We start from the raw sequence: 12,565 nt of genomic DNA, 5'->3' as shown, positions 1-12,565 counted from the left end.
ACTTGATTTTATTTTTGATACTCTTTAACCGCTTCCACAAAAGCCTTCGCATGGTCGACAGGAATGTTTGGCAAAATTCCGTGACCTAGATTTACGATGTAATTGTCTTTTCCGAATTCGTCAATCATTTCGTGCACCATTTTTTTGATGGTTGGAATTGGAGAAAGTAAACGACTTGGATCAAAATTTCCTTGCAAAGTAATATTTCCTCCTGTTAAATATCGAGCGTTTCTTGCAGAACACGTCCAATCTACACCAAGAGCAGAAGCTTTCGATTTTGACATTTCGCCTAAAGCAAACCAACAGCCTTTTCCGAAAACAATCACTTTGGTGTCTTCCGCTAAAGCTTCCACAATTTGGTTGATGTATTTCCAAGAAAATTCTTGATAATCTACAGGAGAAAGCATGCCTCCCCAAGAATCAAAAATCTGAATGGCATTACAACCTGCTTTCACTTTTTCTTTCAAATATAAAATAGTGGTATCGGTAATTTTTTGCAATAAAGTATGCGCCGCAACCGGATTTGAAAAACAAAATCCTTTAGCCGTATCAAAACTTTTAGACCCTTTCCCTTCCACAGCATAACAAAAAATCGTCCAAGGTGAACCAGCAAAACCAATCAACGGCACCTCATCGTTCAGCATTTCTTTGGTTAATTTGATGGCATCAAAAACATAACCCAAGGTTTCATGGACATCTGGAACAAAAGTTCTGTTCACGTCTTCAATGGTTCGAATTGGATTTGGAATTATCGGCCCCAAATTGTCTTTCAACTCCACATGAATTCCCATAGCGCGTGGCACCACCAAAATATCAGAAAACAAAATTGCCGCATCTGGTTTTACAATTCGAATGGGTTGCACCGTAATTTCGGCAGCCAATTCTGGAGTTTCGCAACGGGTAAAAAAATCATATTTATCTCTTAAAGCTCTAAATTCTGGTAAATACCTTCCGGCTTGGCGCATCATCCAAACGGGTGGTCGCTCTACGGTTTCGTTATTAAGGGCTCTTAAGAATAGGTCGTTTTTTAACATTGTTTATAATTTATAGTTTTAAGTTGCATCAACTCAAACTGTTTTAATAATATTCTATAACTTGTGTAATCACACTTTCAACCGAAGGTTTTTCTGCGATGATTATGTTTTTTGCTTTTTTATTTTCTAATGCTTCTGCGGTGGTTTCGCCAATACAGAAACAGGTTTCGTCTTTTATCGAATTCAATTTGAAATAACTATCCACTCCCGATGGGCTGAAAAATAGAATACCATCTTTTTTTGAAGTCATTTTCTTTGAAGTAATATTGGTTTCATAAACCTCAATTTCGTTGAATGTGATTCCGTTTTCATTTAAGGTATTTGGTAATACATCGCGACGTAAATTTCCACATAAGAAAGTAAACGAATCGGTAGCATAAACTAAAGAAATGATCTCAGCCAAATCCGAAGCATAGCCGGTATAGGCAACTACATCAAATCCGTTTTCGGTAAGCAATTCCTTGGTTTTCATACCAACAGAAAATACACTTTTCCCTTTTAATTCGTCGCATTTTGGGTGTTGTAAAATACTTTGAACCGCATTTTGACTCGTGAAAATAAGATTTTCATTCACTTTTGAAAGTTCAAAATTTTTAATTTTAGTTTCTATAAAATCTTCCTCCAATACCGAAATGCCTGCATCTGACAAAAGTTGCCTTTGTATAGGTTGGAGTTTTTTAGTAGATACTATGTTTATTTGTTTTGACATTTTTTGTTCCTAATGGATGGAAAATTTACCCTATTAATTTATTTTTTTAATTGCTGTTTTATTTCTTCCATTAATTGGGCGCCACCATTGTTAAGAATTTCTTGTGCGGCATGAAAACCTAATTTCTTCCATTCTGAAATAGCAACTACTTTTTCAATTTCTAATTTTTGTTTGCCATCAATAGATAACAATTCTCCTATAAAATGGATGGTGTCTTCTTTTTCATCATACTTTGCAAGGGCAGCAATTGGCGCGGTGCATCCGCCTTCCAATGTCTTTAGAAATTGTCTTTCGATATAAGTACAAATTTCAGTTTCTATATGATTTAATTGTGATAAAGCGTCCAATGTGAATTCGTCATTTGCCATTGCAACCACCACCATAGCACCTTGAGCTGGAGCTGGAGTCATCCAATCTAAACTGATGTGGTTCTCTGGTTTTAAATTAATTCGCTCCAATCCTGCTGCTGCAAAAACGGCGCCGTCCCAATCATTATCATGCAACTTTTGCAATCTGGTATTTACATTTCCGCGTAAATCTACCAAAGAGTGATTTGGATATTTATTCCACCATTGCGCTTTGCGACGCAAACTTCCTGTGGCAATTGTAGCTTCCGATTCTAAAAAACTAGTGTTGCCTTTATGTACTAAAATATCTAAATAATTGGCTCTTTCTAAAACCGCTGCTTGAACAATTCCTTCTGGTAAAGCGGTAGGCACGTCTTTCATAGAATGCACCGCAATATCTACTTGGCCATTTATCATGGCAATGTCTAAAGTTTTAGTAAAAATTCCGGTAATTCCTAGTTCATAAAGAGGCTTGTCTAAAAGGATGTCGCCTTGCGATTTTACGGCAATAATTTCGGTTTGATACCCTAAATCGTTCAATTGTTTTTGAACGGTGTGTGCTTGCCAAAGTGCTAATTCACTGTCTCTGGTGCCAATTCTAATAGTTTTTTTAGACATTTTATGCTTTTTGGAATCCTATAAAAGGCTTCAGATTGGGGTTTGATAGAACTAAAAAAAATCTTTTTCTTGTTCTAATTGAAATACTTTTTCTATCCATTCAATACCTTCCTCCATTGATTCGCCTTCTTTTAAATGATTTACAAAATGGTTAGTTATTTTTTGGATAATTCTATTGCTTATTAATTCGGCTTGATCTTCATCAAAATTAGATAATTTTTTTCTTTGAAAATTTAACTCTCCGTCTTTAATAGAATTGAACTTTTCTTTAAGCGCATGAATTGTAGGTGCAAATTTTCGGTTTTTATTCCAAGCCAAAAACTCGTCTTGAATTTCAGCTATTATTGCTTCGGCAGCCGGAATGTGTAATTTTCTTTTTTCTAAAGTTTCGTCTGTAATTTGAGATAAATGATCCAGGTGAATTAAGGTAACTCCAGGAACCTCGTTTACATTTTCATTTACATTTTTTGGGATAGACAAATCTAAAATAAGAAGTGGTTTTTTTAAACTCAGGATGGTTTTATCAATGGTAGGATTTTGAGCGCTCGTTGCCACCACAATCACATCCGATTTTTGAATTTCTAGCTGTAAATCAGCGTAATCTTTTACAATTACATTTAGTTTTTGAGCTAATTTTTCTGCTTTATCTTTAGTTCTGTTGATTAGTGTAATTTGCTCGTGTTTGGTATGTTTAACCAAATTTTCGCAGGTATTTCTTCCGATTTTCCCGGTTCCAAAAAGCAAAATATTTTTATTTGAAATGTCTTCAACATTTTTAAAAATATATTGAACAGAGGCAAAAGATACTGATGTCGCTCCCGAAGAAATCTCGGTTTCAGTTTTAATTTTTTTACTTGCTTGAATTACGGCATTCACTAACCGCTCCATAAAAGCATTAGCTAGATTCTTGGATTTACTTTCGGTGAAAGCCATTTTTAATTGGCTAATAATTTCAAAATCACCAAGAATCTGACTGTCTAAACCTGTTCCAACGCGAAACATATGATTGATAGCTTCTTGTTTTTTGTATACGAAGGCTACTTGTTGAAATTCTTCAACAGTCCCTTGACTATTTTCGCAAAGTAATTTGATTAATTGAAATGGATGTTGGGCAAAACCATAAATTTCAGTTCTGTTACATGTAGATGTTACAATTAAAGTTTCGATGCCTTCTTTTTTGGCTTGATCTAATAAATTGATTTTGGCCTGAGCATCTAAACTAAATTTTCCGCGCATTTCAGCATCTGCTTTCTTATAGCTCAATCCAACAGCGTAAAAAGTAGTTGCCTTTAATGTATTATTGTTCTTCATATTGACCGATTACGAAAAGTACACAAATTTATACTTAAGAAAATTTAAAAAATAACGCTAGAAGTACTTTTTGTGTCGCTGTGAGAAAAATAGATCATCTTAGTATTTTTTGGGTTATTTTATATAATTTTGCCTTTATTCATCTATTTATTTATATTACTTATTTTGTAAAAATATTAATATAATTTTAAGAATTGTTTAGATTAAACAAAAAAATGTCGCTATGAGTTCAACAGAAGAAATTAAAATTGAAAATGATTTTATTTTGCTACGATTTCAAAATGAAAGCGCTGAAAACTATCAAGTTACGCGTCATGTAAATCAGGGGCTTATCCAATTTCATTTTGGAATAAAAGGAAAAGCAAAGTTTATTTTTAACATGGGCGGCTATACTTTAGACTTAAAAGAAGAAAAGGCGCTTTTATTTTACAATCCTCAAAAAGAATTGCCACTAAATTTGGAAATTGCACCAAACACATGGGTAATTTCGGTACTTGTTTCAATTCAAAAATTTCATTCGCTTTTTACAAATGAATCTGGAAATATTCCTTTTTTAAGTGAAGAAAATAAAGATCGGAAATACTACACCGAAAGCGACATAAGCCCTTCTATGGCAATTGTGTTAAGTCAGTTATTTCATTACAATTTAAACCCTGCCATAAAAAACTTATATTACAAAGGGAAAGGATATGAGCTATTGAGTTTGTATTTTAATCGATCGGAAGATCCTGATGCTGAACAATGCCCATTTTTAATTGATGAAGAAAATGTTTTGAAAATTAAAAAAGCCAAAGAAATCATTATTACTAATATGGCTGAACCTCCAGGTTTAGAGGAATTAGCTGATCAAGTTGGATTAAGTTTGAAGAAACTAAAAATGGGTTTCAAACAAATTTATGGAGATACCGTTTACGGTTTCCTTTTGGATTATAAAATGGATTATGCGCTCCAATTATTAGACAGTGGTTCCTATAATGTAAATGAAGTAGGCCTAAAAATTGGATACAGCACCGGAAGTCATTTTATTGCTGCCTTCAAGAAAAAATTTGCCACTACCCCAAAAAAATATCTAATGTCATTAAATAATATAAAATAATTACCTCAACACATGAAAGGAGTATTACTTGTAAATCTAGGTTCGCCAGAAAGCCCAACTGCTAAGGATGTAAAACCGTATTTAGATGAGTTTTTAATGGATAAATACGTTATTGACGTTCCGTTTTTATTGCGTGCTTTATTGGTTCGCGGAATAATTTTACAAACAAGGCCAAAAAAATCGGCGGCAGCCTATGCTAGAATTTGGTGGGAAGAAGGGTCGCCTTTAGTGGTGATTTCGAAACGAATGCACAAAAAAGTTCAAGAAAAAAGTTCAATTCCGGTGGCATTGGCCATGCGTTATGGAACGATGACTATTGAAAAAGGCTTGCAAGAATTAAGAGAAAAAGGAGTTACAGAAGTGCTACTTTTGGCTTTATACCCGCAATATGCGATGGCATCAACAACTACTATTTGGGAGTTGGCAGATGAATTAGTTCGTACTAAATTTCCAGAGATGAAACTTACCAAAGTTCCAGCTTTTTATAACAAACCCGATTATATTCAGGCACTTGCCAATTCTATAAAAAAACATTTAGACACTTTTGAATACGATCATTTGTTGTTTTCATATCACGGAATTCCGAAGCGGCATATTCGCAAAACAGATGTAACCAAATCACATTGTGCTATTGATGGTTCGTGTTGTAATACGCCTTCGCCAGCACACGAATTTTGCTACCGTCACCAATGTTATGAAACAACAAAACAGGTTGTGAAATTACTAGGCATTCCAGAGGGAAAATACAGCCAAACTTTTCAATCGCGCTTAGCGGGAGATAAATGGTTAACACCTTACACGGATGTGGAAGTGAATAAAATGCCTGAAAAAGGAATTAAGAAATTAGCCGTGGTAACTCCAGCATTTGTGTCGGATTGTTTAGAAACTTTGGAAGAAATTGCAATGGAAGCCAACGAACAATTTTTACATCATGGTGGGGAAGAATTTATGGCAATTCCATGCATGAATGACGGTGACGAATGGTGTGGAGTTGTTGCGAATTGGATTAAGGAATGGTCTAATTAAAGTAATTATGTTATACGATTATCTAAAATCCCTTCACCTCATCTTTGTTGTAACCTGGTTTGCAGGGTTGTTTTACATTGTTCGCTTGTTTGTTTATCAAATAGAAGCCAACGCAAAACCATCCCCTGAAAAGGAAATTTTGCTACAGCAATACAAAATAATGACCTACCGCCTTTGGTATATCATTACTTGGCCAAGTGCCATTTTAGCTAGTATTTTTGCGTTTTGGATGTTGTTTTTTACCCCCCTAGGAAACGCTTGGTTACACATGCCTTGGATGCATGTTAAATTAGGTTTTGTGTTTCTGTTGTATTTATACCATTGGAAATGCCACTTAATTTACAAGCAATTACAAAACGATCAATTTAATTACAGCTCCAATTACATGCGCCTTTGGAATGAGGGCGCCACAATTATTTTATTTGCAGTAGTTTTTTTAGTAATTTTAAAAAATGCTTTTAATTGGATTTATGGCGTAATCGGAATTGTATTATTTTCACTTTTGATTATGTTTGGATTTAAATTTTATAAAAGAATCCGAGAAAAAAATAACTAGACAAAATGTTAAACGGCTTTAAAATGTCAATGCTTTCCCTTCGAATTAGGATTTTCCTATCGATGATTGTATTGATCTTAATTGCCGCCTCGTTAATGGCTTTGATTTCGGTGATTCAGTTTAAAAATGAAGCGCGAAGATACCACCAAGAGCGTTTAGACCGAAAAGAAGATGCTGTAAAAGAAAACATCAATTACATTCTATCTACAACCACCTATCCGCTTACAGAGCGAAATCTACCTTATATATTTAAAGATAAAATTCATGAATTATCAGATATTCATAATGTAGAAATTAACATTTATAGCTTAAGCGGAAATTTATTAAAAACCTCAAAAGCATCCTTTTCGGTAGATAATGTAGCGCCGCCAATACCTAAATACGTAACCAAATTAGTGCAGTCATCCATTGAAAAGCGCTATGTGGATATTAAAATTGTAGATGGCGTTAAAATTCGTTCTTCTTACAGTCAAATTAAAGATGATAAGTTTAAACCGCTCGGTATTTTAAACCTGCCTTATGTAGAAGACGATAGTTTTTACGAAAGTGAAATTCAGGATTTCTTGGTTCGATTGAGTCAGGTTTATTTTATAATGCTGCTCATAGCTTTTGCTTTGGCGTATTTTCTTTCGAGTTATATTACCAAATCGTTGAAGACCATTTCTGAAAAAATCAACCAAACTAGTTTGGAGCAAAAAAATGAAAAGATTGTCATCGAAGCCAACAGCCGTGAGATCAATTCCTTGATTAACGCCTATAATCGAATGGTGGATAAACTAGAAGAAAGTGCTACCATGCTTGCGCAAAGTGAGCGTGAGCAAGCTTGGCGCGAAATGGCAAAACAAGTGGCGCATGAAATTAAAAATCCGCTAACTCCAATGCGATTGACGGTTCAAAGTTTCCAACGAAAGTTTGATCCCGAAGATCCAAATTTACAGCAAAAATTAAGTGATTATTCCAAAACTTTAATTCAGCAAATTGACACTATGAGTTCGGTAGCATCGGCCTTTTCTAACTTTGCTTCGATGCCTGCGCAACAAAATGAAACACTAAATGTGGTGGAAGTTGTCGAGTTTTCTTTAGAAATATTTAATGAAGAAGCGCTTCACTTTGAAAGTGAAGAAAAAGAAATTATTACTGTTATGGATCGTACGCATTTAGTGCGAATAATTACGAACTTAGTTAAAAATGCCATCCAAGCCATTCCAGAAAATCAAGAAGAAAAATCGATTATCGTAGCGGTAACACGTGAAGAAAACTGGGTAAATATTACGGTAAAAGACAATGGAATTGGCATTGAACCAAGTTTTATTGAACATATATTTGAACCTAAATTCACAACCAAAAACAGTGGAATGGGACTTGGTTTAGGAATCATCAAAAACATTATTGAAAATTACAAAGGAACAATTACATTTGAAACCCAATTAGGAGAAGGAACTACATTTACGGTTTCGTTACCTATCTTATAAAATTAAATTATGAATTTCGAAAACATTCTTATTGCCTCTGAAAACGGAATTGGACAAATAACAATTAATCGTCCGTCAAAACTTAACGCCCTAAATGTTGCTACCATAAAGGAGTTACATGATGGATTGGAAAGCTTAAATAATAACCCCGAAATCAAAGTTATAATTATTACTGGCGAAGGTGAAAAAGCGTTTGTAGCTGGTGCCGATATTTCGGAATTTGCACATTTCACGGTAGACCAAGGAGCGCAATTAGCGCAACAAGGACAAGAATTGTTATTTGATTTTATTGAAAATTTAAATACTCCGGTTATCGCAGCCGTTAATGGTTTTGCACTTGGTGGCGGATTAGAACTAGCTATGGCTTGCCATATTCGAATTGCTTCTGATAATGCCAAAATGGGTTTGCCCGAAGTTTCTCTTGGAGTTATTCCGGGTTATGGCGGAACGCAAAGATTACCGCAACTAGTTGGTAAAGGTCGCGCTATGGAAATGATAATGACTGCAGGAATGGTAACTGCAGAGGAAGCCTACAGAACTGGTTTGGTAAATCACGTGGTGCCCCAAGCAGAACTTTTAGATTTTACTAAATCTTTGGCACAACGCATTATGAAAAATTCACCAGTTGCTATTGGTAAAGCTATTGAATCGGTAAATGCTAATTTCGCCGATGGAGTTAATGGATTTGATTCGGAAATAAAAAACTTTGGGAAATGCTTTGGAACCGGAGATTTTAAAGAAGGAACCACTGCCTTTTTAGAAAAAAGAAAAGCCGATTTCAAAGGGAATTAATCTTATTTTTATTTTTCACCATCCCATTCCGAATAAAATTGAGACAAGAAACTTTCCATGAAAAGATGTCTTTGTAATGCAATTTTTTTTCCGGTTTCGGTGTTCATTTTGTCTTTTAACAACAATAATTTTTCATAAAAATGATTGAGCGTTGGTGCTTCACTTTTTTTATATTCCTCTTTGTTCATGTGCAAATTTGGAGCTACATCGGGCAAATATAAAGGTCGGTTTTTATAGCCGCCGTAGTTAAAAGTTCGAGCAATTCCGATAGCGCCAAGAGCATCCAATCGATCGGCATCTTGAACTATATCTAATTCTTTAGACGAAAATTTCTTTTCGAAATTTCCGCCTTTAAAAGAAATGTTTTCAATTATTGCAATCACATGCGAAATGACTACATCTGAAGCATTCTGAGATTCTAAAAACGATCTTGCCATTTTGGGTCCAATAGTCTCGTCGCCATTATGAAATTTACTATCGGCGATATCGTGAAGTAAAGCGCCAAGTTTCACAATTTCTAAATCACATTCTTCTGCATTAGCAATTAAAAGCGCATTTTTATAAACTCGTTCTACATGAAACCAATCGTGACCGGCTTCAGCATTTTGAAGTTTTTGTTTTACAAAAAGAATGGTGTTATCTATAAGTGACATAGGCTTGGGGAATAAAAAATCCTTTCTTTATAGAAAGGATTGATTAGATTATTTATGCGGGTTGAACCCATTTAAAAACATAATTTTCTTCAGGAAGCACAATTCTTTCAGAAATTTTAGCCATTCTAGCTGGCAATTTCATTAGATAATCTCTTGCTTTTTCAGCTTCATCAGTAAGATTTGATATCTTATCAATTTGCCATTTATCAATTAATTTTTGCATGATATCTACATAATCATTGGCGGTGTAAACTCCAAGTTTTTGAGCAGAGTCAGAAAACTGATTGAACGCAGTGCTTATAGATTGTCCTGATTCTCTTAAGAAATGAGCTGGCATAGTGATTTTTTGTTTCATCATGAATTGAAAAGCCAACATCATTTCGCTTGGATCAACTTTAAAAATTTGATTTACAAATTCGCTGTAAGCATGGTGATGGCGCATTTCATCTCCTGCAATTATTTTACACGCTTTTGAAAGTTTGTTGTCACCATATTGTTTAGCGATTTGAGAAACTCTATTGTGAGATACATAAGTTGCTAATTCTTGAAAGCTTGTGTATACAAAATTCTTGTATGGATCTCTTCCGGTTCCAATTTCAAAGCCATCCTTAATCAAATGATGTGTTGTAATTTCTACTTCACGCATATTAACTCTTCCTGATAAATACAGGTATTTATTAAGCAGATCTCCATGGCGGTTTTCTTCACCGGTCCATTGGCGAACCCACTTTGACCAACCGTTATTTTCAAGATTATTTACTCCTTCAACTTCCATTAACCAAGATTCGTAGGTAGGTAGTGCTTCTTCGGTGATGGTATCTCCAACCATAGCTACCCAAAAATCATAAGGTAAATCTTTTGCAATTTCTTGTAACTCTTTTACCTCTTCAAAGAAGGTATCGCTTTGCGAATTAGGTAAAAAATCAGAAGGTTGCCAAATGGTTTCCACTGGAATTAAATATTGTTCTATGAAAGAATCTACATTTTTTTCTAAAAATTGCATTACTTCCAGTCGGATATTGGTTAATGACATGTATGTTAAATTAAATTAATATTAGATTTAGGGGGAATATTATTTTATTGATTTTACAATAGTTTCTTCGGTTTTACTGGCAATTTCTTCAAATGCAAAATCTTTAACTGAGATTGGATTATGAATTATAAATTCTAATTTATTTCCTAATCCCATTGGAAAAACACCAAATTTAACCATTTTCCATGAATTATTAATAGAAATTGGAACAACATAGGCCGAAGGGGCATATTTGCAAAGAATCTTAATCCCGCTTAGAGCAAATTCTTTCGGTTTTCCGGTTTTACTTCGGGTGCCTTCCGGGAAAATAACTGCCGAACGGTTATTGGTTTCGATATATTCTGAAAGGCCTTTTATTAATGGAATTGCTTGCTTTGGGTCTTTTCTATCAATTAAAATTGAGCCGCCGTGGCGTAAATTATAAGATACACTTGGAATGCCTTTTCCTAATTCTTTTTTACTGACAAACTTAGCGTGAAACTTTCTTAAAAACCAAATTATTCCAATAATATCATACAAGCTTTGGTGGTTTGCCACAAAAATAATGGGGGCATTTTCAGGAATTAATTCTCTATTTTTAAAAGTATAAGTAGTGCCAAGAATATTCGTACATCTTACCAAGAAAAAGTTTAAATAATCGACACTTTTTTTATGGGTTTGGTAACCAAAAACATTTAAACATATCCATTGAATGGGATGAAAAATAACCAAACATAATCCGAAGCAAAAATAATATACAACAGATAATGGATAGGAAAGCAATTTTTCCATAATCAAAAAAATTAATTTTGCTAAAGTATGAAATAAAATTTGGTTAAAATTGTTTAAAAATCATTTTGATAAACTTCTTTTGCTTCGAAAAATTATATATTTTTACGAAAAATAGGAGCAATTAAATTATATAGAAATGAGTTCAGAAAAAGAAGCCAAATTAAAAGCATTACAACTTACATTAGATAAATTAGACAAAACCTACGGAAAAGGAACCGTAATGAAAATGGGAGATAAGGCCGTTGAAGAAGTAGAAACTATTTCTTCAGGATCGTTAGGTTTGGATTTAGCTTTGGGTGTAAATGGGTATCCTAAAGGAAGAATTATTGAAATATATGGGCCAGAATCTTCTGGTAAAACTACCTTAACGCTACATGCAATTGCCGAGGCTCAAAAAGCTGGAGGAATTGCTGCTTTTATTGATGCAGAGCATGCATTTGATAGAAATTATGCAGAAAAATTGGGTGTAGATATTGAAAATTTAATTATTTCACAACCAGATAATGGGGAACAAGCACTAGAAATTGCTGAGAATTTAATTCGTTCTGGGGCAATTGATATTGTTGTAATTGACTCGGTTGCTGCCTTAACTCCAAAAAGTGAAATTGAAGGAGAAATGGGAGATTCTAAAATGGGATTACATGCTCGTTTAATGTCGCAAGCCCTAAGAAAATTAACTGGAACAATCAGTAAAACACACTGTACCGTATTTTTCATCAACCAATTAAGAGAAAAAATCGGAGTAATGTTTGGAAACCCAGAAACAACAACGGGTGGAAATGCATTGAAATTTTATGCTTCGGTTCGTTTAGATATTCGTCGTTCTTCACAAATTAAAGATGGAGACAATGTAATTGGAAATCGTACCAAAGTAAAAGTGGTAAAAAACAAAGTGGCGCCACCATTTAAAACTGCCGAATTTGACATCATGTACGGCGAAGGCGTTTCTAAAACCGGAGAGATTTTAGATTTAGCTGTAGAATTTGAAATAATTAAAAAAGCCGGTTCATGGTTTAGCTATGGCGACACAAAACTAGGCCAAGGTAGAGATGCCGTTAAAGTTTTAATTAAAGACAACCCTGAATTAGCAGAGGAATTAGAACAAAAAATTAAAGAACTTATAAAAGAAAATAATGCTTAATAATTA

General features: G+C 34.2%; 13 protein-coding genes. 6 read left to right on the top strand and 7 right to left on the bottom strand.

Going from position 1 to position 12,565, the window contains the following annotated elements:
* Nucleotides 1–8: 8 nt before the first annotated feature.
* The 4 genes from hemE to hemA are packed head-to-tail and all read right to left on the bottom strand — an operon-like array spanning nucleotide 9 to nucleotide 4,019.
* Complete coding sequence (gene hemE, locus ABWO08_RS02490) at nucleotides 9–1,034, bottom strand: uroporphyrinogen decarboxylase (protein ID WP_353083470.1); 1,026 nt, start codon at nucleotides 1,032–1,034, stop codon at nucleotides 9–11.
* Nucleotides 1,035–1,077: 43 nt separating this feature from the next.
* Nucleotides 1,078–1,743 (bottom strand): uroporphyrinogen-III synthase, encoded by a 666-nt coding sequence (locus ABWO08_RS02485; RefSeq protein WP_353083469.1) that lies wholly within the window; start codon nucleotides 1,741–1,743, stop codon nucleotides 1,078–1,080.
* 38 nt (nucleotides 1,744–1,781) lie between these two features.
* On the bottom strand, nucleotides 1,782–2,708 hold the full coding sequence (hemC, locus tag ABWO08_RS02480) for a hydroxymethylbilane synthase (protein ID WP_353083468.1): 927 nt from the start codon (nucleotides 2,706–2,708) through the stop codon (nucleotides 1,782–1,784).
* Between the two features lie 51 nt (nucleotides 2,709–2,759).
* Nucleotides 2,760–4,019, bottom strand: a complete 1,260-nt coding sequence (hemA, locus tag ABWO08_RS02475) for a glutamyl-tRNA reductase (protein ID WP_353083467.1) — start codon at nucleotides 4,017–4,019, stop codon at nucleotides 2,760–2,762.
* Between the two features lie 223 nt (nucleotides 4,020–4,242).
* Here hemA and ABWO08_RS02470 point away from each other — a divergent pair, with 223 nt between their 5' ends.
* The 5 genes from ABWO08_RS02470 (at nucleotide 4,243) to ABWO08_RS02450 (ending at nucleotide 8,961) form a co-directional block, all read left to right on the top strand.
* Nucleotides 4,243–5,115: a helix-turn-helix transcriptional regulator gene (locus ABWO08_RS02470; RefSeq protein ID WP_353083466.1), complete on the top strand. Its 873-nt coding sequence runs from the start codon at nucleotides 4,243–4,245 to the stop codon at nucleotides 5,113–5,115.
* Between the two features lie 12 nt (nucleotides 5,116–5,127).
* A complete protein-coding gene (gene hemH / locus ABWO08_RS02465) occupies nucleotides 5,128–6,141 on the top strand; it encodes a ferrochelatase (RefSeq protein WP_353083465.1) in 1,014 nt (337 codons plus the stop codon).
* 4 nt (nucleotides 6,142–6,145) lie between these two features.
* Nucleotides 6,146–6,697, top strand: coding sequence for a CopD family protein (locus tag ABWO08_RS02460; RefSeq protein ID WP_353083533.1), 552 nt, complete (start codon nucleotides 6,146–6,148; stop codon nucleotides 6,695–6,697).
* Nucleotides 6,698–6,759: 62 nt separating this feature from the next.
* Nucleotides 6,760–8,169: a sensor histidine kinase gene (locus tag ABWO08_RS02455; protein ID WP_353083532.1), complete on the top strand. Its 1,410-nt coding sequence runs from the start codon at nucleotides 6,760–6,762 to the stop codon at nucleotides 8,167–8,169.
* 9 nt (nucleotides 8,170–8,178) lie between these two features.
* Entirely contained in the window at nucleotides 8,179–8,961 is a 783-nt protein-coding gene (locus tag ABWO08_RS02450; protein WP_353083464.1) for an enoyl-CoA hydratase/isomerase family protein, read from the top strand.
* An 8-nt stretch (nucleotides 8,962–8,969) separates the two neighbouring features.
* Here the strand turns inward: ABWO08_RS02450 and ABWO08_RS02445 are convergent, their stop codons facing one another.
* The 3 genes from ABWO08_RS02445 to ABWO08_RS02435 are packed head-to-tail and all read right to left on the bottom strand — an operon-like array spanning nucleotide 8,970 to nucleotide 11,418.
* A complete protein-coding gene (locus ABWO08_RS02445) occupies nucleotides 8,970–9,614 on the bottom strand; it encodes an HD domain-containing protein (RefSeq protein WP_353083463.1) in 645 nt (214 codons plus the stop codon).
* A gap of 52 nt (nucleotides 9,615–9,666) precedes the next feature.
* On the bottom strand, nucleotides 9,667–10,647 hold the full coding sequence (locus ABWO08_RS02440; protein WP_353083462.1) for an acyl-ACP desaturase: 981 nt from the start codon (nucleotides 10,645–10,647) through the stop codon (nucleotides 9,667–9,669).
* 39 nt (nucleotides 10,648–10,686) lie between these two features.
* Complete coding sequence (locus ABWO08_RS02435) at nucleotides 10,687–11,418, bottom strand: lysophospholipid acyltransferase family protein (protein ID WP_353083461.1); 732 nt, start codon at nucleotides 11,416–11,418, stop codon at nucleotides 10,687–10,689.
* Nucleotides 11,419–11,554: 136 nt separating this feature from the next.
* On the opposite strand from ABWO08_RS02435, the gene recA reads away from it, so the two are divergent.
* Nucleotides 11,555–12,559 (top strand): recombinase RecA, encoded by a 1,005-nt coding sequence (recA, locus tag ABWO08_RS02430; RefSeq protein ID WP_353083460.1) that lies wholly within the window; start codon nucleotides 11,555–11,557, stop codon nucleotides 12,557–12,559.
* The last annotated feature ends 6 nt before the right edge of the window (nucleotides 12,560–12,565 follow it).

The sequence above is a fragment of the Flavobacterium sp. genome (genome assembly GCF_040383245.1).
Taxonomy (GTDB): Bacteria; Bacteroidota; Bacteroidia; order Flavobacteriales; family Flavobacteriaceae; genus Flavobacterium.
This window is presented reverse-complemented; position numbering and strand designations above follow the sequence as displayed.

Bases quoted from the DNA above. Each gene is read 5' to 3' on its own strand.
- ABWO08_RS02440 (WP_353083462.1), bottom strand. From the start codon at position 10,647: ATGTCATTAACCAATATCCGACTGGAAGTAATGCAATTTTTAGAAAAA.
- hemA (WP_353083467.1), bottom strand. From the start codon at position 4,019: ATGAAGAACAATAATACATTAAAGGCAACTACTTTTTACGCTGTTGGA.
- hemC (WP_353083468.1), bottom strand. From the start codon at position 2,708: ATGTCTAAAAAAACTATTAGAATTGGCACCAGAGACAGTGAATTAGCA.
- ABWO08_RS02455 (WP_353083532.1), top strand. From the start codon at position 6,760: ATGATTGTATTGATCTTAATTGCCGCCTCGTTAATGGCTTTGATTTCG.
- hemH (WP_353083465.1), top strand. From the start codon at position 5,128: ATGAAAGGAGTATTACTTGTAAATCTAGGTTCGCCAGAAAGCCCAACT.
- ABWO08_RS02470 (WP_353083466.1), top strand. From the start codon at position 4,243: ATGAGTTCAACAGAAGAAATTAAAATTGAAAATGATTTTATTTTGCTA.
- hemE (WP_353083470.1), bottom strand. From the start codon at position 1,034: ATGTTAAAAAACGACCTATTCTTAAGAGCCCTTAATAACGAAACCGTA.
- ABWO08_RS02485 (WP_353083469.1), bottom strand. From the start codon at position 1,743: ATGTCAAAACAAATAAACATAGTATCTACTAAAAAACTCCAACCTATA.
- ABWO08_RS02445 (WP_353083463.1), bottom strand. From the start codon at position 9,614: ATGTCACTTATAGATAACACCATTCTTTTTGTAAAACAAAAACTTCAA.
- recA (WP_353083460.1), top strand. From the start codon at position 11,555: ATGAGTTCAGAAAAAGAAGCCAAATTAAAAGCATTACAACTTACATTA.
- ABWO08_RS02450 (WP_353083464.1), top strand. From the start codon at position 8,179: ATGAATTTCGAAAACATTCTTATTGCCTCTGAAAACGGAATTGGACAA.
- ABWO08_RS02435 (WP_353083461.1), bottom strand. From the start codon at position 11,418: ATGGAAAAATTGCTTTCCTATCCATTATCTGTTGTATATTATTTTTGC.